Below are 18,324 nucleotides of genomic sequence, written 5' to 3'. Positions count from 1 at the left end.
GATGAGTCAGGCGCAGGAACACGAGCAGAACGGCCAGTCCGTCCCCCAGACCCGCACCGCACGCCACCGCCGGATCGTGGACATCCTCAACCGGCAACCGGTGCGCTCGCAGAGCCAGTTGGCCAAGCTGCTCGCCGACGACGGGCTGAGCGTCACCCAGGCGACGCTCTCGCGGGACCTCGACGAGCTGGGCGCGGTGAAGATCCGCAACACGGGCGGCGAGCTGATCTACGCGGTCCCCAGCGAGGGCGGCTTCCGCACCCCGCAGGCCCCGCTCGGCGAGTCGGCGAAGGAGGAGCGCATGCGGCGCCTCTCCGGGGAACTGTTGATCTCCGCCGAGGCCTCCGCGAACCTCGTGGTCCTGCGCACCCCGCCCGGCGCGGCCCAGTTCCTCGCGTCCGCGATCGACCAGGCCGAACTCCGGGAGATCCTCGGCACCATCGCCGGCGACGACACCCTGATGCTCATCAGCCGTGATCCGGCGGGCGGTCAGGCCCTCGCCGACCACCTGCTGCGGTTGGCGCAGAAGGAAGGCTGAGCCCCGCGAGGCGTCCCGCCCCGGGCGGGCGCCTCGCGGGCGGGCGCCGAAATCGGCTGCTGCGAACGCCTGTTCGCCCATGGCCTCGGAAGGTGCTCTTTCGCCCTGCCCGCCTCGCTGACCGTCCTGGCCTGCCTCCTGTACGGGGCCATCGGCGTGCGGTGGTGGCACCGGACCGCCGCCGGCCGGGCCCGCGCCGGGACGGCCCTTAGTACCGCGTCACGGCGAGCGGGCCGTCCTGCGTGCCGACCGCGATGTGCGGCCGGCGCCCGGGGTCCGCCCAGCGCAGGATCGCGCGCATCGACCGCTCCGGCACGGACACGCAGCCCGCCGTCGCGCCCTTGCCGTCGACGTGCAGGAAGATGCCCGCGCCCCGGCCGCGCACCGGCCTGTCGTAGTTGAAGTCCATCACCAGCGCGTACGCGTACTGCTGCCGGTACGTGACCAGGTGCTCGGCCTCGCCCGGCGCGCAGTCGGCGGGCAGCGGCTCCACCCAGCGGTTGTAGCTGCTCGACGCGTTGTCCTGGCACCACCAGGAACGCTCGGTCACCCGCCGGTACCGGGTGCGGTACTCCGTGCCCGCGGGCGGGGCCGCGATGCCGAACGCGTACGGCAGTCCGTACAGGCCCGCCGGGGTGGTGCTGGTGCCCTGGACCCGGGTGGTGCCTTCGGCCAGGCCGTTCGCCCCGAACCGCGCGGGTGCGCTGCCCGCCTCGTACCAGCGGCCCGCGCGCCGGTCCCACCAGGTGAGCCGGCCCGTCGTGGATCCGGCGGAGGGGGCGACGGCGACGATCAGCTGACTGCCGCCCCCGGTGTCGGCGAGGCGCGCGGGCAGGGGCGTGGGGCCGGGCCACAGCAGGCCGGTGACGAACAGTGAGCCGGCGAGGAGAGCGGTACGCAGCACCCGTCAGACGGTACGGGCAGGGAGGGGCAGAGGCAGTGCAGGCAGGCCGTCGAGACTCGTTCCGATGTGGTCCTTCTTCTCGCAGTACTCGGCGAACTCCTCGTCCGTCTTGCGGCCGAAGTACTCCGCGTGCAGGCTGCGCTCGCCCTGGTAGTCCATGAGGGGGACGGCGTAACCGCACACGTCCGCGATCCGGCGGGCGTGGACCACGACGATCGCCCGCGCCGAGGGCCCGTCGGCCTCCCCGAACAGGGCGATGAGCTCGCCCCAGCGCGGATCGTCACGGAAGACCGCCTCGCCCTCGCCGTGGATGCGCACGATGTTCGGCGGACCGGAGAACGCGCACCACATCAGCGTGATGCGACCGTTCTCGCGGACGTGGGCGATGGTCTCGGCGCCGCTCCCGCCGAAGTCGAGGTATGCGAGGGTCTGCTCGGCGATGACGACGAGGGTCCCGGCGCGGCCCTTGGGGGAGAGGTTGACGTGACCGTCCCCGGCGAGCGGGGCGGTCGCGGTGAAGAAGACCGGCTGTTCCTCGATGAACTTCCGCAGGCGGCCGTCGATCTGTTCATAGAGCTTTCCCATGACCTGATCATCTCCTGCCGTGACGGGCGACCGCCGCACGTTTCACCTCGTGAGACCCAGGCGCGAGCGCCGCACCCCCATTTCGTACGCGTCGAACAGCCCCGCCGAGCGCCGCAACAGCTCCGCGAGTTCCGGCCGGTCCGTGTCGTCCGTGTGGAGACTGAGCTGCCACTTCCACCCCCGTACGGTGGCACGGGCCGTCGCCCGCAGGCGGGGGTCGTCGTCCGCGACCATGGCGACACAGGCCCGCAGTTCCGTGATGCCGCGCCGTGCCCGCAGCAGCCGGAAGGCGGCCCGGCGCAGGTGCCGGGGGCGGTCCGCGGCGAGCCGCGCGATCAGCCGGTCGGCGTCCAGGCGCCCCGAGAACGGGAGCAGGCTGAGGGAGGCCTCGCGCACCACGGCCGGCCAGGGGTCCTCCAACAGGGCGGTCAGCGCCGTGATGTCGGTGTTGTCGTCCAGGAGCCGCAGCCCGGCGACGGCCGCGGCGCGCACCCGTCCGTCGGGGTGGGTGAGCAGGGCGTGCAGCCGCGGGCCGTCGCTGCGGCGCGCGCACTCGGCGAAGCCCGCCACGGCGTACGCGGTGACCCGCCCGGGGTCCGTCACCAGCTCGCGGTAGTGCGGGAAGGGGTCGCCGCCGCCCTGACCGACGAGCATCGCGCGCAGGCCCGCACCAGGCCGGAGCGGTCCGCCAGGTGGCGCACCGCCTCCTCGGTCCGACCGGCTCCGCGCAGTGCGGTGACCCCGGTGGCCCGGACCATCGGTGACCGCGCGCCGAGCAGCAGGTCGACGGCCTCGTCGTCGGGCCCGTCGGTGGCCATCAGCCGGGTGGCCGCGTCGGCCCACAGTCGGGCGGTGACGGGGTCGGGGTCGGTCGCGGCGAGGCGGGCCAGGGCGCGGGCGTCGAACCGCCCGCTCTCCAGGGTGAGCCGGGCGGCGTATCGCCGGGTGGGGAGGTCCGTGTCCGCCCGGAGCGCGGCCAGGACGGGTTCGTCGTCGCGCAGCACCTCCTCCAGTCGGGCCAGGGCCCAGCCGCCCTGTTCGCGGGCGGACAACCGCAGTACGAGCGGGGTGAGGGTGCGCGCGGCGCGCTCGGGGTGGGTGCGCAGGAGCGCGCCGAGCACCTGGCGGGCCCGGTCCCGTACCGCCGGCGCCCAGTCGGCGCACCGGATCGCGACGAGCTCGGGCCACCGCTCGGCCCGGTCGAGCGCGGCCTCTCGGATCCGCCCGTCGGGGTGGCACAGCAGTGTCGCGTGGAGGCCTTCCCGGGGCCCGGCCGAGTCGTCCCGGCCGTACCGCAGTCGGCTGCGGACCTCCTGGTCGAACGCGATCCACGCCGTGGGCCCGGCGTCCGCGAGTTCCCGTCGGACGTCCGCTCCCGGGCGGGCCGCGTTCGGCCCCGTCCGGAGGTGCTCTTCCCGGTGTGCGCTCACGTCGGCGCCGCCTTCCTTGGGCTCGATGCGCCGATGCTACGGACGTTCATGCGGCGCGGGCCATTGAATAACCGCAGGCCAGAGCGGAGGGGGCACGGTCGATTGACGAAACATACGGAGCAGTGCATAGTTATGCCTGTTCGAGGCCAACCGGTACGTGACCGGCGACATCCGCGTGACCCCGCACGGCGGCCGCGCCGTCGTCACGGGGCGCAGGTCGGACGTGTCGCTCTACGACTTCAACCTGGCCACCTACGACTCGGGCGACACCTTCGACCAGTCCAAGGCCCAGGGTTTCATCGAGATCCTCGGCCTGTCGTCGAAGATCGCCGCACGCCGCGACCTCGCCTGAGTCCAGTCGTTGGGTCGTTGCGCAGTACGACGTCGGACTCCCCGACACCTCCGCGGCGGGGAGCCCGCGCACATCCGAGTATGCAGTCTGAGGAGCAGTAGCTGTGAGCAGCAACAACGGTGGTGACGTCCGGCTCTGGGGCGGCCGGTTCGCCGACGGCCCCGCCGAGGCCCTCGCGAAACTGTCCGCGTCGGTCCACTTCGACTGGCGCCTCGCGCCGTACGACATCGCCGGTTCCCGGGCCCACGCCCGTGTCCTGCGCAAGGCGGGTCTTCTGACCGCCGAGGAACTGGATCGGATGACCGACGGTCTGGACCGGCTGGAGGCCGACGTGGCCGACGGCTCCTTCGTCGGCACCGTCGCCGACGAGGACGTCCACACCGCCCTGGAGCGGGGTCTCCTGGAGCGGCTCGGCGCCGACCTCGGCGGCAAGCTGCGCGCCGGGCGGTCCCGCAACGACCAGGTGGCCACCCTCTTCCGGATGTACCTGCGCGACCACGCCCGGATCGTCGGCGGCCTGATCGCGGACCTCCAGGACGCGCTGGTCGGCCTCGCCGAGACGCACGCCGACGTGGCCATGCCGGGCCGGACCCACCTCCAGCACGCGCAGCCGGTGCTCTTCGCCCACCACGTGCTGGCCCACGTGCAGTCCCTGTCCCGGGACGCCGAGCGGCTGCGCCAGTGGGACACCCGGACCGCGGTCTCCCCGTACGGCTCGGGCGCCCTCGCGGGTTCCTCGCTGGGCCTGGACCCGGAGGCGGTCGCCGCCGACCTGGGCTTCGAGCGCGGCTCGGTCGGCAACTCGATCGACGGCACCGCCTCCCGGGACTTCGTCGCCGAGTTCGCCTTCATCACCGCGATGATCGGGATCAACCTGTCCCGGATCGCGGAGGAGATCATCATCTGGAACACGAAGGAGTTCTCCTTCGTGACCCTGCACGACGCCTTCTCCACCGGCTCGTCGATCATGCCGCAGAAGAAGAACCCGGACATCGCGGAGCTGGCGCGGGGCAAGTCGGGTCGGCTCATCGGCAACCTGACCGGCCTGCTCGCCACCCTGAAGGCCCTCCCGCTCGCCTACAACCGGGACCTCCAGGAGGACAAGGAGCCCGTCTTCGACTCCTGCGACACCCTCGAAGTCCTGCTCCCCGCCTTCACCGGCATGATGGCCACCCTCACGATCAACCGGGAGCGGATGGAGGAGCTGGCTCCGGCGGGCTTCTCCCTCGCCACCGACATCGCGGAGTGGCTGGTCAAGCAGGGCGTGCCGTTCCGGGTGGCGCACGAGGTGGCCGGCGAGTGCGTCAAGGAGTGCGAGGCGCTCGACATCGAGCTCGACGAGCTCACCGACGAGCAGTTCGCGAAGATCTCGGAGCACCTCACCCCCGAGGTCCGCACCGTCCTGAACGTCGCCGGGGCCCTGGCCTCCCGCAACGGCCGCGGCGGCACCGCCCCCTCGGCGGTGGCCACCCAGCTCACCGAGCTCAAGGCCGACCTGGTCATCCAGCACGCCTGGGCGATCCACAAGCAGTAGCCGCACGACAGCGGTGGCCGCACGACAGCGGTGGCCGCGTACGACAGTGGTGGCCGCGTGACCCGAAGGGGGCGGCCGGAGCACCCGCTCCGGCCGCCCCCTTCGGCGTGCCATGCCGCACGGTCCGCCGGGCGCCCGGCCGCCCGGGCGTCCTACGCGGCCCAGTGCGCCAGCGCGTCGAAGTCGGCCGGGGTCAGCCCGATCCGCTCGTCGATGCGCATCAGCAGGGTGCGCGCCGGATGGCGCAGGTCCACGTACTCCCGGTCCATCGCGGTGATGTCGTCGTCGATCCACGCGAAGGGACGCTCCCCGGCGTACTCCAGGATGTATTGCGTCTTCCAGAAGGTGCCGCGCGGCGCCCGGCCGTGCATCCGCGGCCAGTCGATGTACGGCAGCCGGGGGAGTCCCAGGCGGGGGCCTATCCAGTCGTTGGCCTCGCCCTTCCAGGTCGTCGCCCAGACCAGCTCGTAGGACTCCGCCAGGGCGAGCAGCTCGGTGCCGTGGTCGGGGTTCAGCCAGACCCGCAGGGGCTTGCGGCTCTCGGCCTCGGCCCAGCCGGTGGGGCGCATGCGGTGGGTGCCGTAGCCCTCGGGGCGGCTCTGCGCCTTGGCCGCGTACGGGTTCAGCGGGCCGTCGACGTCGATCAGCAGCAGGGGCCGGTGTCTCGGGTTCATCTCGACAGGATTCCTTTCGCCGCCCTGGGGGGCAGCCCATTTTCGGATCACTCGATGATCACTCGATGAGACAAAGTTGTCTCATTCGGGTTATGGTTGTCTCATGGCCATGGATCGTGACCAGGTGCTCCGCGACGCGGCGGCCCTGCTCTCCCGCAAATCGACCGCGACGATGGACGAGGTCGCCCGCGCCGCCGGAATCGGCCGCGCGACCCTCCACCGGCACTTCGCCGGGCGCGACGCCCTCGTACGGGCCCTGGAGGAACTGGGGATCCGCGAGTTCGAGGTGGCGTTCGACAACGCCCGCCTCGACGAGGACACGGCCGTCGGCGCGCTCACACGGCTCGTCGCCGAGGTGGAGCCCAACGCCCAGCTGCTGGCCTTCCTCGTCACCGAGAACCAGCTGTTCGAGGGCGATGAGGTCAACGAGGGCTGGGCCCGGCTCGACGCCCGCGTGAGCGCCCTCTTCCGGCGCGGCCAGGAAGAGGGACACATCAGGATCGACCTGAGCCCCGCGTGGCTCACCGAGGCCCTGTACGGGCTGGTCGGCACCTGCGCCTGGGCCGTCATGGACGGCCGGGTCGCGGCCAAGGACTTTCAGTACATGATCATCGAGCTGCTGCTCGGTGGCGCACGACGGAGCGTGGAGAAATGAGTCGTACCGAAGAGCTGAGCAGGCGGACCGGGACGGAGGGACAGAGCCGAGGACGCTGGCCGGCGCTCTCCGTGCTCGTCCTGGCCGTGCTGCTGGTCGCGGTCGACGCCACCGTACTCGGCCTCGCCACCCCCGCCCTCAGCGAGGACCTCAAGCCGTCCGGCACCCAACTGCTGTGGATCGGCGACATCTACTCCTTCGTCATCGCCGGCCTGCTCGTCTCCATGGGCTCCCTCGGCGACCGCATCGGCCGCAAGAAGCTGCTGCTCATCGGAGCCACGGCCTTCGGCGCCGTCTCCGTGCTCAACGCCTACGCGAGCAGCCCCGAGATGATGATCGTGGCCCGCGCGCTCCTCGGCGTGGCCGGCGCCACCCTAATGCCGTCCACCCTCGCGCTGATCCGCAACATCTTCCACGACCCCCGGGAGCGCAGCCTCGCCATCGGCATCTGGGGCGCCACCGCCTCGGCCGGCGCGGCCGTCGGCCCCGTCGTCGGCGGAGCGCTGCTCCAGCACTTCTGGTGGGGCTCGGTCTTCCTCATCAACCTCCCCGTGATGATCGTCCTGGTCATCGTCGGCATCAAGCTGCTTCCCGAGTCCAAGAACCCGGTCGCCGGGCCCTGGGACCTGATCAGCGTCGGCCTCTCCCTCGTCGGCATCATCGCCGTCGTCTACGCCGTCAAGGAAGCCGCCACCCACGGGCCCTCGTGGGAGGCCGCCGGCGTCGCCGCCCTCGGTATCGGCACGCTCTACGCCTTCGTGCGCCGCCAGTTCACGCTGACCGCGCCGCTGCTCGACATGCGGCTGTTCAAGCACCGCGGCTTCTCCGGCGCGGTCCTCGCCGACCTCCTCACCGTCTTCGGACTGTCCGGCCTGGTCTTCTTCCTGTCCCAGTTCCTCCAGCTCGTCCAGGGGCGCGAGCCGCTGGAGGCGGGCCTGGCGGAGCTGCCCGCCGCGATCGGCGCGGTGGCCACGGGCCTGCTCGCCGGCCGGTACGCCCGCAGGTACTCGGTACGGGTGCTGGTCAGCGGTGGTCTCGCCGCCATCGGCGCGGCCCTCGCCGTCCTGACCGTGATCCACAAGGAGACCGGCTACCCACTGCTCGGCGCGGCCCTGCTCGTCGTCGGCCTCGGCGCCGGCTTCTCCTTCACGGTCACCGCCGACGTCATCCTCTCCAGCGTCCCCAAGGAGCAGGCCGGTTCCGCCTCGGCCGTCTCCGAGACCGCGTACGAACTCGGCGCCGCCCTCGGCATCGCCCTGCTCGGCTCCATCGTCACCGGCGTTTACCAGAGCTTCACCGCCCCCGCGTCGGTCTCCGGCCCGGTCGCCGACGCGGCGCACGAATCGCTCGGCGGCGCCGTCGAAGCGGCCAAGTCGCTGGACCCGGAGACCGCCCGGACGATGGTCGACGCGGCGCAGGTCGCCTTCGTGGACGGGCTGCGACTCGCCTCCGGCGTCGGCGCGGCCGTCCTGCTGGCCACCGCCGTGGCCGCCTGGTTCCTGCTCAAGGGGCAGAAGCTCCAGGACGGGATCGAGCACTGACCACAGTGCCCTGATCTCCTCAAGGAGCGGTTTCCCGCACACGGTTGACAGTCCGTCGACAGGCGGGACACCATCCCGGCGATGGAGATCAACGAGCTGACGCCGGCCGAGCGCCGCGTATGGGACGCCTTCCCACGCGGCGAAGGCGTCGACTTCAGGCCGTCGCCCGACGAGGACTCCTCGGAGGGCGACTCCTGGGGGCCCGAGCGGACCCTGCGCGCCGAGGTGATCACCGCCCTGGTGCTGAGCGGGGCCCCGGCCACCGGCCAGGTGCCGGGTCTCAACGTCAGGGGCGCCCGGATCACCGGCAAGCTGGACCTCAAGTACGCGATCGTGCCGTACGGGATCCGCCTGCGGGGCTGCTGGTTCGAACGCAAGCCCCTCGTTCACGGCGCCCAACTGCGCGCCCTCGTCCTGTCCGACTCGACACTGCCCGGCCTGACCGGCGCCACCGTGAGCGTCGACATCGCGCTGCGACTGTCCTGCTGTCGGATCACCGGGCCCGTCCGCCTCCAGGGCGCCCGCATATCCGGCGGCCTCTTCATCCGGCGGGCGGTCCTCGGCGACCCGGACGCGTCCGACGGACAGGACCCGGACGAGGAACCGCTGCTCCAGATCAACCACGCCCAGATCGGCACCGACGTCATCGCCATGGACCTCACCGTCCACGGCCGGACCCGCGTCAACGGCGCCGTCGTCGGCGGCCAGGTCAACCTCGACGGCGCCCGCCTGTTCGCGCCCGGCGGCACCGCCCTGCACGCCGAGAACCTCACCGTCGGAACCGACCTGCGGGCCATGCGGATGGAGGCCCGGGGCCGGGTCAACCTCTCCGGAGCCCGCATCCCCGGACAGCTCAATTTCGCCCACGCCCGGTTCGTCAACCCCGGCGGCGTCGCCCTGCGCGCGTCGAGCTGCGTGATCGGCGAGGTCTGGCTGCGGTCCTGCCCGAGGCTCCAGGGCGAGGTCAACCTGCGCCGCTCCACCTTCGACCTGCTCCACATCGAGCCCGACACCTGGCCGGAGCGGATCCGCGTCGACGGCCTGACCTACCGCACCCTCGCCCCGCACCTGCCCGCCGAGCAACGGCTGCCCGCCCTGGAACGCGAGGAGTCCGGGTACCTCCCGTACGCCTACGAGCAGCTCTGCGCGGCCTACCGCACGGTCGGCGACGAACTCGCGGCCCGGACCGTCCAACTCGCCAAACTCCGCCGACACCGACGCACCCAGCCACGGCACGCACGGCTCTGGGGACTGCTCCAGGACGTCACCGTCGGCTACGGATACCGGCCGATGCGGGCGGCGGGCTGGCTGACGGCCCTGCTGCTCACGGGGTGGATCGCATACGGTCTGGAGCCACCGCCCGCCCTGAAGGCGGACGAGTCCCCGCAGTTCAACGCGGTGTTCTACACGATCGACCTGATGCTGCCGATCATCGGATTCGGGCAGGAGGGCGCCTTCGCGCCACGAGGCCGGTACCAGTGGCTGTCGTACCTGCTGATCGTGACCGGCTGGATCCTCGCCACGACCACCGCGGCGGGCGTCAGCCGGTCACTGCGCCGCCAGTAGCGGCGGCGCGGCACCGATCAGGCGGCCTTTGCCTTGGTGGCGTACATGTCGACGTACTCCTGGCCGGACAGGCGCATGACCTCGGCCATCACCGAGTCGGTGACGGCGCGCAGCACGTAGCGGTCGCGGTCCATGCCCTCGTACCGGGAGAACTCCATCGGCTCGCCGAAGCGCAGGGTGACCCGCCCCGGGCGGGGCATGCCCTTGCCGCCGGGCTGGAGCTTGTCGGTGCCGATCATCGCGAACGGGACCACGGGCGCGCCCGTCATCAGGGTCAGACGGGCGATGCCGGTGCGACCGCGGTAGAGCCGGCCGTCGGGGGAGCGGGTGCCCTCGGGGTAGATGCCGAAGATCTTGCCCTCTTCGAGGATCCGGCGACCGGTCATCAGGGCCGCGACCCCGCCGTTGGCACCGTCGCGGTCCACCGGGATCATGCCGGAGCCGGTGAAGAACCAGGCCATCACGCGCCCCTTGAGGCCCTTGCCCGTCACGTACTCGTCCTTGCCGATGAAGTGCACCGTCCGGTCGCACACCAGGGGCAGGATCATCGAGTCGATGAAGGTGAGGTGGTTGCCCGCCAGGATCACCGCACCGCTGCCCGGAATGTTCTCGATGCCCTCCACCTTGGTGCGGAACATCAGCCGCATGACGGGTCCGACGGTGGCCTTGATGAGCGCGGTACGGAACAACGTGAGCCCTCCGGCATCGAAACGCGGGTTTCGCACCACACAGTGGTAGTGCAGGTGAGGACGATACTCGCGGGTCATCACTGATCGCACATCGGGTTCACGTGTCGGATACGCAGTGTTGACGCGCGTTCGCGCCAAATTCGGCCAGGCGGCCCCTCCGGGCCATCCACCGCTGCCTACCATCGGCACGCCGATTCGGGCCGTCTGACACCGGGCCAACCGAGGTCCCGGAACCACCGGCCCTTGTCCGAACGGGGAGTGGCGGTCATGACGCAGGGTGGGACGGCGCGGCGCGCGGTACTGGGAGCGGCGGTCCTGGCGGCGGGAGGCGGACTCGTCGGCCTCTCCGCGCCGACCGCCGCGGCGGCGACCGCGGGCACGGGGCGCGGCGGCTACCGGGACCTCCCCGTCCCGACGGTGATCGGCCACCGGGGCGCCTCGGGCTACCGGCCCGAGCACACCCTCGGCTCGTACCGGCTCGCCCTCGACCTGGGCGCCGACGTCATCGAGCAGGACCTCGTCCCCACCAAGGACGGCCACCTCGTGTGCCGCCACGAGAACGAGATCGGCGGCACCACCGACGTCGCCGACCATCCCGCGTTCGCCTCCCGGCGCGTCACCAAGGCCGTCGACGGGGTCTCCGTCACGGGCTGGTTCACCGAGGACTTCACCCTCGCCGAACTGAAGACGCTGCGAGCCAAGGAACGCATCCCCGCCGTCCGCCGGCGCAACACCCTCTACGACGGCCGGTGGGCCGTGCCCACCTTCGAGGAGGTGCTGCGCTGGGCGGACCGCGAGGGCGAACGGCGCGGCAGGCGGATCTGGCTGCACGTCGAGACCAAACACCCCACCTACTTCCGGGGGCTGGGCCTCGGCCTGGAGGAGCCGCTCGCCCGGCTGCTGCGCCGGTACGGCCGCGACGGCCGCGACGCGCCCCTCTTCCTCCAGTCGTTCGAGCCGTCCAGCATCCAACGGCTCGCCCGGCTGATCTCGGCGCCCCGCGTGGTGCTGCTCTCGGCCGCCAACACCCGCCCCTGGGACTTCGAGACCGCCGGGGACCCGCGCACCGTCGCCGACCTGGTCACGCCCGACGGGCTGAAGTGGATCGCCGGCTTCGCCCAGGGGATCGGCCCGACCCTCGACCTGATCGTCCCGCGCACCGCGGACGGCAGGCTCGGCACCCCCACCACGCTGGTGCGCGACGCCCACGCCCGCGGACTGGTGCTCCACCCCTACACCGCGCGGAACGAGAACAGCTTCCTGCCGACCGAATACCGCAAGGGCACCGACCCGGCCGACTACGGCGACGCCTTCGGCGCCTTCCGCGCGTACTTCGAACTGGGCATCGACGGGATCTTCACCGACAACCCGGACACCGGGCTGCTCGCGGCCGAGGACTTCCGCCCGGGCCGCGGCGCACGCCGGTAGCGCGGGCCCGCCCCCGGGAGGAACGCCGGCCGAACGCGTCAACGGGCGCGCGGAGTTTCTCGTACGAGTGTTCCGGGCCCGGCGCGGAAACCACCGGGCGGGACCCCCGCGTCCCGCCCGGCATGGACCTGCTGAAGGACGCCGACCTCCTGAACGAACTGGGACCGCTGCTCTCCGCCGAGGCGGCCGCGGAGGCCCCGGCCGCCGGAGTGGACGCGGCCGACCTGGAACAAGCCGTCTGGGTCAGGCTGCTGGAGGGCGGACCCGCCCCGGAGCCGGCCGACCGCGCGAGCTGGTTGCGCCGGGCGGTGCGCGCCGAGGCGCGCGGGGCGCGCCGCCGGGCACGGCGCGAAGTCCCCTACGGGGCCCGCCCCGGCAGCGCCGGCGCCGAACCGGAGGACGCCGCCCTGCACGGGGAGGTCAACCGCGTCCTCCGATCGGCTGTCGCCCGATTGCCCGGACGTTGTCCGGAACTCATAGGGGCACTTCTTTCGCCCAGGGATCTCACCTACCGTGAAATCGCAGGAGAGTTGGGTATCTCACAAGGAAGTTTGGGACCCGTACGTTCCCGTTGCCTGGGATGTCTGCGCAGAATGCTGGCTGCAGAGGTTGCGGCTCCTGACCTGCGGGGAAGGGAGCGGTAGACCAACAGGCCACCAGGTGAGCGGGAGGCATGCGCACATGGGCATGAGTGTGACCATTTCGGCGGCGGCCGCCGAGGATGCGGAGCAGATCTTCAAGCTCCAGTACCTGGCGTTCCAGAGCGAGGCCGAGCTGTACGGCAACTACCTCATCCAACCGCTCACCCAGTCGCTCGACTCCCTCAAGGCGGAGCTGGAGACGGACACCGTGCTGGTCGCCCGCCTCGGCGACGAGGTCGTCGGCACCGTCCGCGGCAACGTGGACGAGGACGGCACGGGCCGGATCGCCAAGCTCTGCGTCCACCCCCGACTCCAGGGCCACGGCCTCGGCGCCCGACTGCTGCGCGCGGTCGAGGCGGCGCTCACGGGCGACGGCGAGACCAGCCGCTTCCGGCTGCACACCGGCCACAAGAGCGAGGCCAACCTGCGGCTGTACCGCAAGGCGGGCTACACCCGGGTCGGCGACCGCACCGCCTCCGACGGCGTGCACCTGGTGATCCTGGAGAAGGAGGCGAAGGACGCCTCGGACTTCGCCGTCAGCGCCTGACCTCCCGCCACCGCCGGTCGGCCGCCCCTCACTTCGGGTCGGTCGACCGTCACCGCCGGCCCGCCCCCGCGGGGTGTCCTCAACCCTGTCGGCGCCGGCGCAGCCAGAGCATTCCGGTGATCGGCAGGATCACCGGGATGAACAGATAGCCCCTGCCGAAGTCCGACCACACGGTCGCGTCCGGGAAGGCGTCGGGTTCCACCAGCGTCCAGGTGCCCACGACGAGTACGCCGGTCAGCTCGGCGGCGCAGCAGATCCGCGCCGCCTTGCGGGCCGTCTCCCCGCCCCGCACCAGTGAGTACGTGATGAAGGCGTAGACCAGCGCGGCCACACCCGACAGGGCGTACGGCAGCGGGGCCCGATCGAACTCGGTGGAGATCTGGTAGGCCGAACGCGAGACCGCGCCGACCGTGATCACCCCGTACAGCCAGACCAGCAGCAGCCCCGGTCCGGAGACCAGCCGCTCGCGCGCCCCGGCCGGCGGGGCCGCGGCGGAATCGGTGTCGGGCATGTCAGGCACCGGCGGTTCCCCAGATGTCGTAGAGGCGTACTTCGAGCACGGCCAGGACGACCGCGCCCGCGGCCACCGTCACCGAACCCCACTTGGTCCGCTCGGTGAGCGAGAGCATCCCCGCGGCCGGGACCGCCGCGAAGGCGCCCAGCAGGTAGGCCACGAAGATCACCGTGCCCTCGTCGGCCTTCTCGCCCCGACCCAGCCGCACCAGGCCGATCACCAGCTGGGCCAGGACCAGCACGGTCACCACGGCCATGCCGATGAAGTGCCAGTCCTTGGTCGGCTGGTCCCGCAGTGCGGCGTGACCGCACCAGGCGGCGAGGGCGAGTGCGGCCACACCGATGGCGACCGTCAGGGCGTCGAGCATGCAGCGAGGGTATTACGGGCCGAAAGACCCGATGCGCTCACCCCTCGGCGCGGGCTTTCCTGGAGGGCATGAAGCCCTCGGACGCGCACGACACCCCCGCGGGCGCCGGCCTCACGCGGGTCGACGCCCTGGAGGTGGAGGACTCGGCCGGAACCCTTCCTGCTCGCCGCCGCCCGGCGCGGGGTCGATCCGGCCCGCTGCGTGGTCTTCGAGGACGCGCCCGCCGGCCTGGCCGCCGGTCGGGCGGCCGGCATGCGGACCGTGGCCTTGACCACAACGCACACCGCCGCGGAGCTCGTCGCGGACGTGGTCGTGCGGGACCTCTCGGCCGTGTCCGCGCAGGTCACGGACGCCGGTACGACGATCCGGACCGACGGCTGAGACTGATCGCCGCTGTCCGGAATGTGGTCGATATTCGTCCGCTATCCGGACGGCATTGATCGGTCAGGTGACAGGTCTGCTTTACTGGGCCCATGACCACGACGAGCAGCCGCACCCTTGCGACCGAGGCGACCACGACGCCCGGTGCTCGTTGTATGTGTCGAATGCGCGCCTTCTGAGGGCCCCTCCCAGCAGTCTCGCGCCCCGAAGCGAGACCGGCCGAGCCCCGTCCGGCACCACCGTGTGACACCCGGAACGCTCCTGCCCCGCGCACGCGCCGCCATCGCCGATTCGTGATGGTTCGTCCCGTGTCGCGTCCCCTGATGTTTGCCCCGTGCCCGGCACACCGCACCGCCGTGCACTCGACAGCGACGGAATTCCTGTGATCACCACATCGGGCCTCACGAAGGTCTACAAGTCCCGTGACCGCGAGGTCACCGCCCTGGACGGCGTCGATCTCCACGTCCGCGAGGGCGAGGTCTACGGAGTCATCGGCCAGAGCGGCGCCGGCAAGTCCTCCCTCATCCGCTGCGTGAACCTGCTGGAGCGCCCCACCACCGGCACCGTCACCGTCGACGGCGTGGACCTCACCGCCCTCGCCGGCCGCGGCCGGCGAGCCGGCAAGGAGCTCCGCGAGGCCCGCAGCCGCATCGGCATGGTGTTCCAGCACTTCAACCTGCTGTCCTCGCGCACCGTGCAGGCCAACATCGAGCTGCCCCTGGAGATCCTCGGGATCTCCGGCCGCGAGCGCTCGCGCAAGGCCGTCGAACTCCTCGACCTCGTGGGCCTCGCCGACAAGGCCAAGGCCTACCCCGCCCAGCTCTCCGGCGGCCAGAAGCAGCGCGTCGGCATCGCCCGCGCCCTGGCCGGCGACCCCAAGGTGCTGCTCTCCGACGAGGCCACCAGCGCCCTGGACCCCGAGACCACCCGCTCGATCCTGCAACTGCTGCGCGACCTCAACCGGCAGCTCGGCCTGACCGTCCTCCTGATCACCCACGAGATGGACGTGGTCAAGGCCGTCTGCGACTCCGCCGCGCTGATGAAGAACGGCCGGGTCATCGAGTCCGGCACCGTCTCGGAACTGCTGGCCACCCCCGGCTCCGAGCTGGCCACCGAACTGTTCCCGGTCAGCGGCGCCGCCACCGGCCCCGACCGCACGGTCGTCGACGTCACCTTCCACGGCGAGGCGGCGACCCGCCCGGTCATCTCCCAGCTCTCGCGGACCTACAACATCGACATATCGATCCTCGGTGCCGCGATGGACACCGTCGGCGGGAAGCAGATCGGCCGCATGCGGATCGAGCTGCCCGGCCGCTACGAGGACAACGTGGTCCCCGTGGGCTTCCTCCGGGAGCAGGGCCTCCAGATCGACGTGGTCGACGAGGTCGAGGACGTACAGACCGCGGTGAACACGATCACCGACGCACTGGTCAAGGAAGGTGCCAAGTGACCTGGTCCGAGATGCAGCCCCTGCTCACCCAGGGCACGTACGACACCCTCTACATGGTCCTGTGGTCCACCCTGGTGACCGTCGTCGGCGGCCTGCCCATCGGCATCCTCCTCGTCCTCACCGACAAGGGCGGCCTGCTGCGGAACCAGCCGCTCAACAAGGTCCTCGGCGTGATCGTGAACATCGGCCGCTCGCTGCCGTTCATCATCCTGCTGATCTTCCTGATCCCGGTCACCACGGCTGTCGTCGGCACCTTCATCGGCCCCACCGCCATGATCGTCCCGCTCGCCATCGGCGCCATCCCCTTCTTCGCGCGGCTCGTCGAGACGGCCGTCCGCGAGGTGGACCACGGCCTCGTCGAGGCCGTCGAGTCCATGGGCGGCGGCGTACCGACCCTGGTCGGCAAGGTCCTGCTGCCCCAGGCCCTGCCCTCCCTGATCGCCGGCGTCACCACCACCGTGATCACCCTCGTCGGCTACTCCGCCATGGCGGGCGCCGTCGGCGGCGAGGGACTCGGTTCCAAGGCCATCACGTACGGCTTCCAGCGGTTCGAGACCGGCTTCATGGTCGCCACCGTCGTGGTCCTGATCGCCCTCGTCACCGTGATCCAGCTGATCGGCGACGGCGTCGTACGCGTCCTCGCCCGCCGCGGCCGCACGGCCTGACCCCCCCCAGACCCCCCACCCCCAGAGCGCCCGCACTTGTCGTGCTTGGGCCACCACCCCGCAAGAACCGCGCGCGATCCGCGCCCTTGCAAGCAATGAAAGGCACTCTTCGTGCGTAAGAACATCAAGCTCACCGCTTTCGCCGCCGCGTCCGCCGCGCTCGCCCTCGGCCTCACCGCCTGCGGCACCTCCTCGGACCCGTCCTCCGCCAAGACCGACGGCGGCAAGGCGGACGAGAGCAAGGCGCTGGTCATCGCCGCGTCCCCGAGCCCGCACGCCGACATCCTGAACTTCGTCAAGGACAAGCTGGCGGCCAAGGACGGCCTCAAGCTGGAGGTGAAGGAGTTCACGGACTACGTCCTGCCCAACACCGCCACCGAGCAGGGCCAGGTCGACGGCAACTACTTCCAGCACAAGCCGTACCTCGACGACTTCAACAAGAAGAACGGCACGCACATCGTGCCCGTCGTGAACGTGCACCTGGAGCCCCTCGGCCTCTACTCCAAGAAGATCAAGGCCATCGGTGACATCAAGCCCGGCCAGACGATCGCCGTCCCCAACGACACCACCAACGAGGGCCGCGCGCTCCAACTGCTCGCCACCAACAACCTGATCACCCTCAAGGAGGGTGTCGGCACCAGCGCCAAGCTGTCCGACATCACCGACAAGAAGGGCCTGGAGTTCAAGGAGCTGGAGGCCGCCACGGTCCCGCGCGCCCTGAACGACGTGGACGCCGCCATCATCAACGGCAACTACGCCATCGAGGCCAACCTGGCGCCCGCCAAGGACGCGCTGGTCCTGGAGAAGGCCGAGGGCAACCCGTACGCCAACTTCCTCGCCGTCAAGGACGGGAACCAGAACGACCCGCGCGTCCAGAAGCTCGCCAAGCTCCTGAACTCCGACGAGGTCAAGAAGTTCATCGAGGACAAGTACCAGGGCTCGGTCGTCTCCGCCTTCGGCGCCCCGAAGGCCTGACCCACAGCGGTACTTCGGCCCCGCACGCCCCCGCCGGCGTGCGGGGCCGCGCGCTGCCCGCTTCCGGGCAACCCGGTCCTGCACAACCCGCGGCCGATGCTGCATGCTGTGGCCTACGACCCGCACAAACGGTCCCGCAACACGGTCGCACCACGGTCTCAGGCATGGAGCTGCGCATGACTACCACCTTCCCGGACGTCACCATCAGCACGGACCGGCTGGTGCTGCGCCCCTTCGAGGTGGAGGACGTCACCGCGCTCGCCGAGATGATGAACGACGAGCACGTCACCGCCTGGACCAGCGCCCCGCACCCCTACACCCATGCCGACGCACACCGTTGGGCCACCCGCGAGTCCCACGCCGAACGCACCGAGGGCCGCGGGATCGTCCTGGCCGTCACCGAATTCCTCACCCACCGCCTCGTCGGCTTCGTCCGCCTGATGAACACCGACTGGCGGACCCTCACCACCGAGGTCGGCTACGTCACCGCCCCCTGGGCCCGGGGCGAGGGCTACGCGAGCGAATCCGTGCTCGCCGTCGCCCAATGGCTCTTCCGCGACCGGGGGTTCGAACGCCTCGAACTGCGCACCGCCGCCGACAACGCCGCCTCCCAGCAGGTCGCCCAGAAGATCGGCTGCATCAGCGAGGGCGTCCTGCGCAACGCCTGCATAGTGCGCACCCAGACCGGCGCCGGAGGCTGGACCGGGACCCGCAGCGACCTCATCGTCTGGGGCCTGGTCCCCGAGGACCTCGACGACGGCGAGGGCTACGACGGCTACCCCGGCCACGGGGACCAGTACGCGTTCGGGCGGCGCGCCGACGCGAGCGGATACCCCGTCGGGGCCGACTGGAGCTGACCCGATGACCAGGTAGTCTCACCGTGCCCGC

General features: G+C 71.4%; 20 protein-coding genes and 2 pseudogenes. 14 read left to right on the top strand and 8 right to left on the bottom strand.

Annotated features, from left to right (window positions below; translation table 11 throughout):
- Position 1: 1 nt before the first annotated feature.
- Positions 2-538, top strand: a complete 537-nt coding sequence (locus OHA84_RS08820; RefSeq protein ID WP_053681932.1) for an arginine repressor — start codon at positions 2-4, stop codon at positions 536-538.
- Positions 539-746: 208 nt separating this feature from the next.
- Here OHA84_RS08820 and OHA84_RS08815 read toward each other — a convergent pair whose 3' ends face one another.
- From OHA84_RS08815 to OHA84_RS08800, 4 genes are read right to left on the bottom strand one after another with little or no spacing between them, the layout of a single operon-like run.
- Positions 747-1,442 (bottom strand): L,D-transpeptidase family protein, encoded by a 696-nt coding sequence (locus tag OHA84_RS08815; RefSeq protein ID WP_107089294.1) that lies wholly within the window; start codon positions 1,440-1,442, stop codon positions 747-749.
- 3 nt (positions 1,443-1,445) lie between these two features.
- Positions 1,446-2,027, bottom strand: a complete 582-nt coding sequence (locus tag OHA84_RS08810) for a pyridoxamine 5'-phosphate oxidase family protein (RefSeq protein WP_266972317.1) — start codon at positions 2,025-2,027, stop codon at positions 1,446-1,448.
- A 42-nt stretch (positions 2,028-2,069) separates the two neighbouring features.
- Complete coding sequence (locus OHA84_RS08805) at positions 2,070-2,681, bottom strand: HEAT repeat domain-containing protein (RefSeq protein WP_266972319.1); 612 nt, start codon at positions 2,679-2,681, stop codon at positions 2,070-2,072.
- Complete coding sequence (locus OHA84_RS08800; protein WP_266972321.1) at positions 2,627-3,457, bottom strand: hypothetical protein; 831 nt, start codon at positions 3,455-3,457, stop codon at positions 2,627-2,629. The genes OHA84_RS08805 and OHA84_RS08800 overlap by 55 nt, the downstream gene beginning before the upstream one ends.
- Before the next feature lie 142 nt (positions 3,458-3,599).
- Between OHA84_RS08800 and OHA84_RS08795 the strand changes: the two are divergent.
- A pseudogene (locus OHA84_RS08795) lies at positions 3,600-3,809 on the top strand (argininosuccinate synthase); the annotation flags it as partial.
- Between the two features lie 103 nt (positions 3,810-3,912).
- Complete coding sequence (gene argH, locus OHA84_RS08790; RefSeq protein WP_053681936.1) at positions 3,913-5,343, top strand: argininosuccinate lyase; 1,431 nt, start codon at positions 3,913-3,915, stop codon at positions 5,341-5,343.
- A gap of 152 nt (positions 5,344-5,495) precedes the next feature.
- On the opposite strand, the gene OHA84_RS08785 is transcribed toward argH, so the two are convergent.
- The gene (locus OHA84_RS08785; RefSeq protein WP_053681937.1) at positions 5,496-6,017 is read right to left on the bottom strand and encodes an HAD domain-containing protein; all 522 of its coding nucleotides are present in this window, start codon (positions 6,015-6,017) and stop codon (positions 5,496-5,498) included.
- A 103-nt stretch (positions 6,018-6,120) separates the two neighbouring features.
- Between OHA84_RS08785 and OHA84_RS08780 the strand changes: the two genes are divergently transcribed.
- The 3 genes from OHA84_RS08780 (at position 6,121) to OHA84_RS08770 (ending at position 9,779) form a co-directional block, all read left to right on the top strand.
- A complete protein-coding gene (locus OHA84_RS08780; RefSeq protein ID WP_266972325.1) occupies positions 6,121-6,672 on the top strand; it encodes a TetR/AcrR family transcriptional regulator in 552 nt (183 codons plus the stop codon).
- Complete coding sequence (locus OHA84_RS08775) at positions 6,669-8,213, top strand: MFS transporter (RefSeq protein ID WP_266951325.1); 1,545 nt, start codon at positions 6,669-6,671, stop codon at positions 8,211-8,213. The genes OHA84_RS08780 and OHA84_RS08775 overlap by 4 nt, the downstream gene beginning before the upstream one ends.
- Positions 8,214-8,294: 81 nt before the next feature.
- The gene (locus OHA84_RS08770) at positions 8,295-9,779 is read left to right on the top strand and encodes a hypothetical protein (RefSeq protein WP_053681940.1); all 1,485 of its coding nucleotides are present in this window, start codon (positions 8,295-8,297) and stop codon (positions 9,777-9,779) included.
- Positions 9,780-9,796: 17 nt separating this feature from the next.
- On the opposite strand, the gene OHA84_RS08765 is transcribed toward OHA84_RS08770, so the two are convergent.
- On the bottom strand, positions 9,797-10,426 hold the full coding sequence (locus tag OHA84_RS08765; RefSeq protein ID WP_053681956.1) for a 1-acyl-sn-glycerol-3-phosphate acyltransferase: 630 nt from the start codon (positions 10,424-10,426) through the stop codon (positions 9,797-9,799).
- Positions 10,427-10,735: 309 nt separating this feature from the next.
- Here OHA84_RS08765 and OHA84_RS08760 point away from each other — a divergent pair, with 309 nt between their 5' ends.
- From OHA84_RS08760 to OHA84_RS08750, 3 genes are all read left to right on the top strand, one after another.
- Positions 10,736-11,896: a glycerophosphodiester phosphodiesterase gene (locus tag OHA84_RS08760; protein WP_266972327.1), complete on the top strand. Its 1,161-nt coding sequence runs from the start codon at positions 10,736-10,738 to the stop codon at positions 11,894-11,896.
- Between the two features lie 122 nt (positions 11,897-12,018).
- A complete protein-coding gene (locus OHA84_RS08755; protein WP_078999346.1) occupies positions 12,019-12,540 on the top strand; it encodes a sigma-70 family RNA polymerase sigma factor in 522 nt (173 codons plus the stop codon).
- A gap of 37 nt (positions 12,541-12,577) precedes the next feature.
- Entirely contained in the window at positions 12,578-13,084 is a 507-nt protein-coding gene (locus OHA84_RS08750; RefSeq protein WP_053681942.1) for a GNAT family N-acetyltransferase, read from the top strand.
- A gap of 79 nt (positions 13,085-13,163) precedes the next feature.
- On the opposite strand, the gene OHA84_RS08745 is transcribed toward OHA84_RS08750, so the two are convergent.
- Both OHA84_RS08745 and OHA84_RS08740 read right to left on the bottom strand, forming a co-directional pair.
- Positions 13,164-13,595: a hypothetical protein gene (locus OHA84_RS08745; RefSeq protein ID WP_053681943.1), complete on the bottom strand. Its 432-nt coding sequence runs from the start codon at positions 13,593-13,595 to the stop codon at positions 13,164-13,166.
- A 1-nt stretch (position 13,596) separates the two neighbouring features.
- Positions 13,597-13,965, bottom strand: coding sequence for a hypothetical protein (locus OHA84_RS08740; RefSeq protein WP_053681944.1), 369 nt, complete (start codon positions 13,963-13,965; stop codon positions 13,597-13,599).
- A 132-nt stretch (positions 13,966-14,097) separates the two neighbouring features.
- Between OHA84_RS08740 and OHA84_RS08735 the strand changes: the two are divergent.
- The 5 genes and pseudogenes from OHA84_RS08735 to OHA84_RS08715 all read left to right on the top strand — a co-directional run.
- Positions 14,098-14,346, top strand: a pseudogene (locus OHA84_RS08735) (HAD-IA family hydrolase); the annotation flags it as partial.
- 382 nt (positions 14,347-14,728) lie between these two features.
- Positions 14,729-15,796, top strand: a complete 1,068-nt coding sequence (locus OHA84_RS08730; protein WP_053681945.1) for a methionine ABC transporter ATP-binding protein — start codon at positions 14,729-14,731, stop codon at positions 15,794-15,796.
- Positions 15,793-16,461 (top strand): methionine ABC transporter permease, encoded by a 669-nt coding sequence (locus OHA84_RS08725; RefSeq protein WP_053681946.1) that lies wholly within the window; start codon positions 15,793-15,795, stop codon positions 16,459-16,461. The genes OHA84_RS08730 and OHA84_RS08725 overlap by 4 nt, the downstream gene beginning before the upstream one ends.
- Before the next feature lie 111 nt (positions 16,462-16,572).
- The gene (locus tag OHA84_RS08720) at positions 16,573-17,436 is read left to right on the top strand and encodes a MetQ/NlpA family ABC transporter substrate-binding protein (protein ID WP_053681947.1); all 864 of its coding nucleotides are present in this window, start codon (positions 16,573-16,575) and stop codon (positions 17,434-17,436) included.
- Between the two features lie 176 nt (positions 17,437-17,612).
- Positions 17,613-18,293 (top strand): GNAT family N-acetyltransferase, encoded by a 681-nt coding sequence (locus tag OHA84_RS08715; RefSeq protein WP_053681948.1) that lies wholly within the window; start codon positions 17,613-17,615, stop codon positions 18,291-18,293.
- The last annotated feature ends 31 nt before the right edge of the window (positions 18,294-18,324 follow it).

The organism is Streptomyces sp. NBC_00513, assembly GCF_041431415.1.
Classification (GTDB): Bacteria; Actinomycetota; Actinomycetes; order Streptomycetales; family Streptomycetaceae; genus Streptomyces.
The sequence above is the reverse complement of the archived record's forward strand: the minus strand, read 5'-3'. Positions and strand labels throughout refer to the sequence as shown.

What these genes read in the sequence shown, in the direction of transcription:
- OHA84_RS08740 (WP_053681944.1), bottom strand. Translation starts at nt 13,965, where the DNA reads ATGCTCGACGCCCTGACGGTCGCCATCGGTGTGGCCGCACTCGCCCTC.
- OHA84_RS08780 (WP_266972325.1), top strand. Translation starts at nt 6,121, where the DNA reads ATGGCCATGGATCGTGACCAGGTGCTCCGCGACGCGGCGGCCCTGCTC.
- OHA84_RS08775 (WP_266951325.1), top strand. Translation starts at nt 6,669, where the DNA reads ATGAGTCGTACCGAAGAGCTGAGCAGGCGGACCGGGACGGAGGGACAG.
- OHA84_RS08805 (WP_266972319.1), bottom strand. Translation starts at nt 2,681, where the DNA reads ATGCTCGTCGGTCAGGGCGGCGGCGACCCCTTCCCGCACTACCGCGAG.
- OHA84_RS08715 (WP_053681948.1), top strand. Translation starts at nt 17,613, where the DNA reads ATGACTACCACCTTCCCGGACGTCACCATCAGCACGGACCGGCTGGTG.
- OHA84_RS08755 (WP_078999346.1), top strand. Translation starts at nt 12,019, where the DNA reads ATGGACCTGCTGAAGGACGCCGACCTCCTGAACGAACTGGGACCGCTG.
- OHA84_RS08770 (WP_053681940.1), top strand. Translation starts at nt 8,295, where the DNA reads ATGGAGATCAACGAGCTGACGCCGGCCGAGCGCCGCGTATGGGACGCC.
- OHA84_RS08765 (WP_053681956.1), bottom strand. Translation starts at nt 10,426, where the DNA reads ATGCGGCTGATGTTCCGCACCAAGGTGGAGGGCATCGAGAACATTCCG.
- OHA84_RS08785 (WP_053681937.1), bottom strand. Translation starts at nt 6,017, where the DNA reads ATGAACCCGAGACACCGGCCCCTGCTGCTGATCGACGTCGACGGCCCG.
- OHA84_RS08745 (WP_053681943.1), bottom strand. Translation starts at nt 13,595, where the DNA reads ATGCCCGACACCGATTCCGCCGCGGCCCCGCCGGCCGGGGCGCGCGAG.
- OHA84_RS08820 (WP_053681932.1), top strand. Translation starts at nt 2, where the DNA reads ATGAGTCAGGCGCAGGAACACGAGCAGAACGGCCAGTCCGTCCCCCAG.
- OHA84_RS08750 (WP_053681942.1), top strand. Translation starts at nt 12,578, where the DNA reads ATGGGCATGAGTGTGACCATTTCGGCGGCGGCCGCCGAGGATGCGGAG.
- OHA84_RS08810 (WP_266972317.1), bottom strand. Translation starts at nt 2,027, where the DNA reads ATGGGAAAGCTCTATGAACAGATCGACGGCCGCCTGCGGAAGTTCATC.
- OHA84_RS08760 (WP_266972327.1), top strand. Translation starts at nt 10,736, where the DNA reads ATGACGCAGGGTGGGACGGCGCGGCGCGCGGTACTGGGAGCGGCGGTC.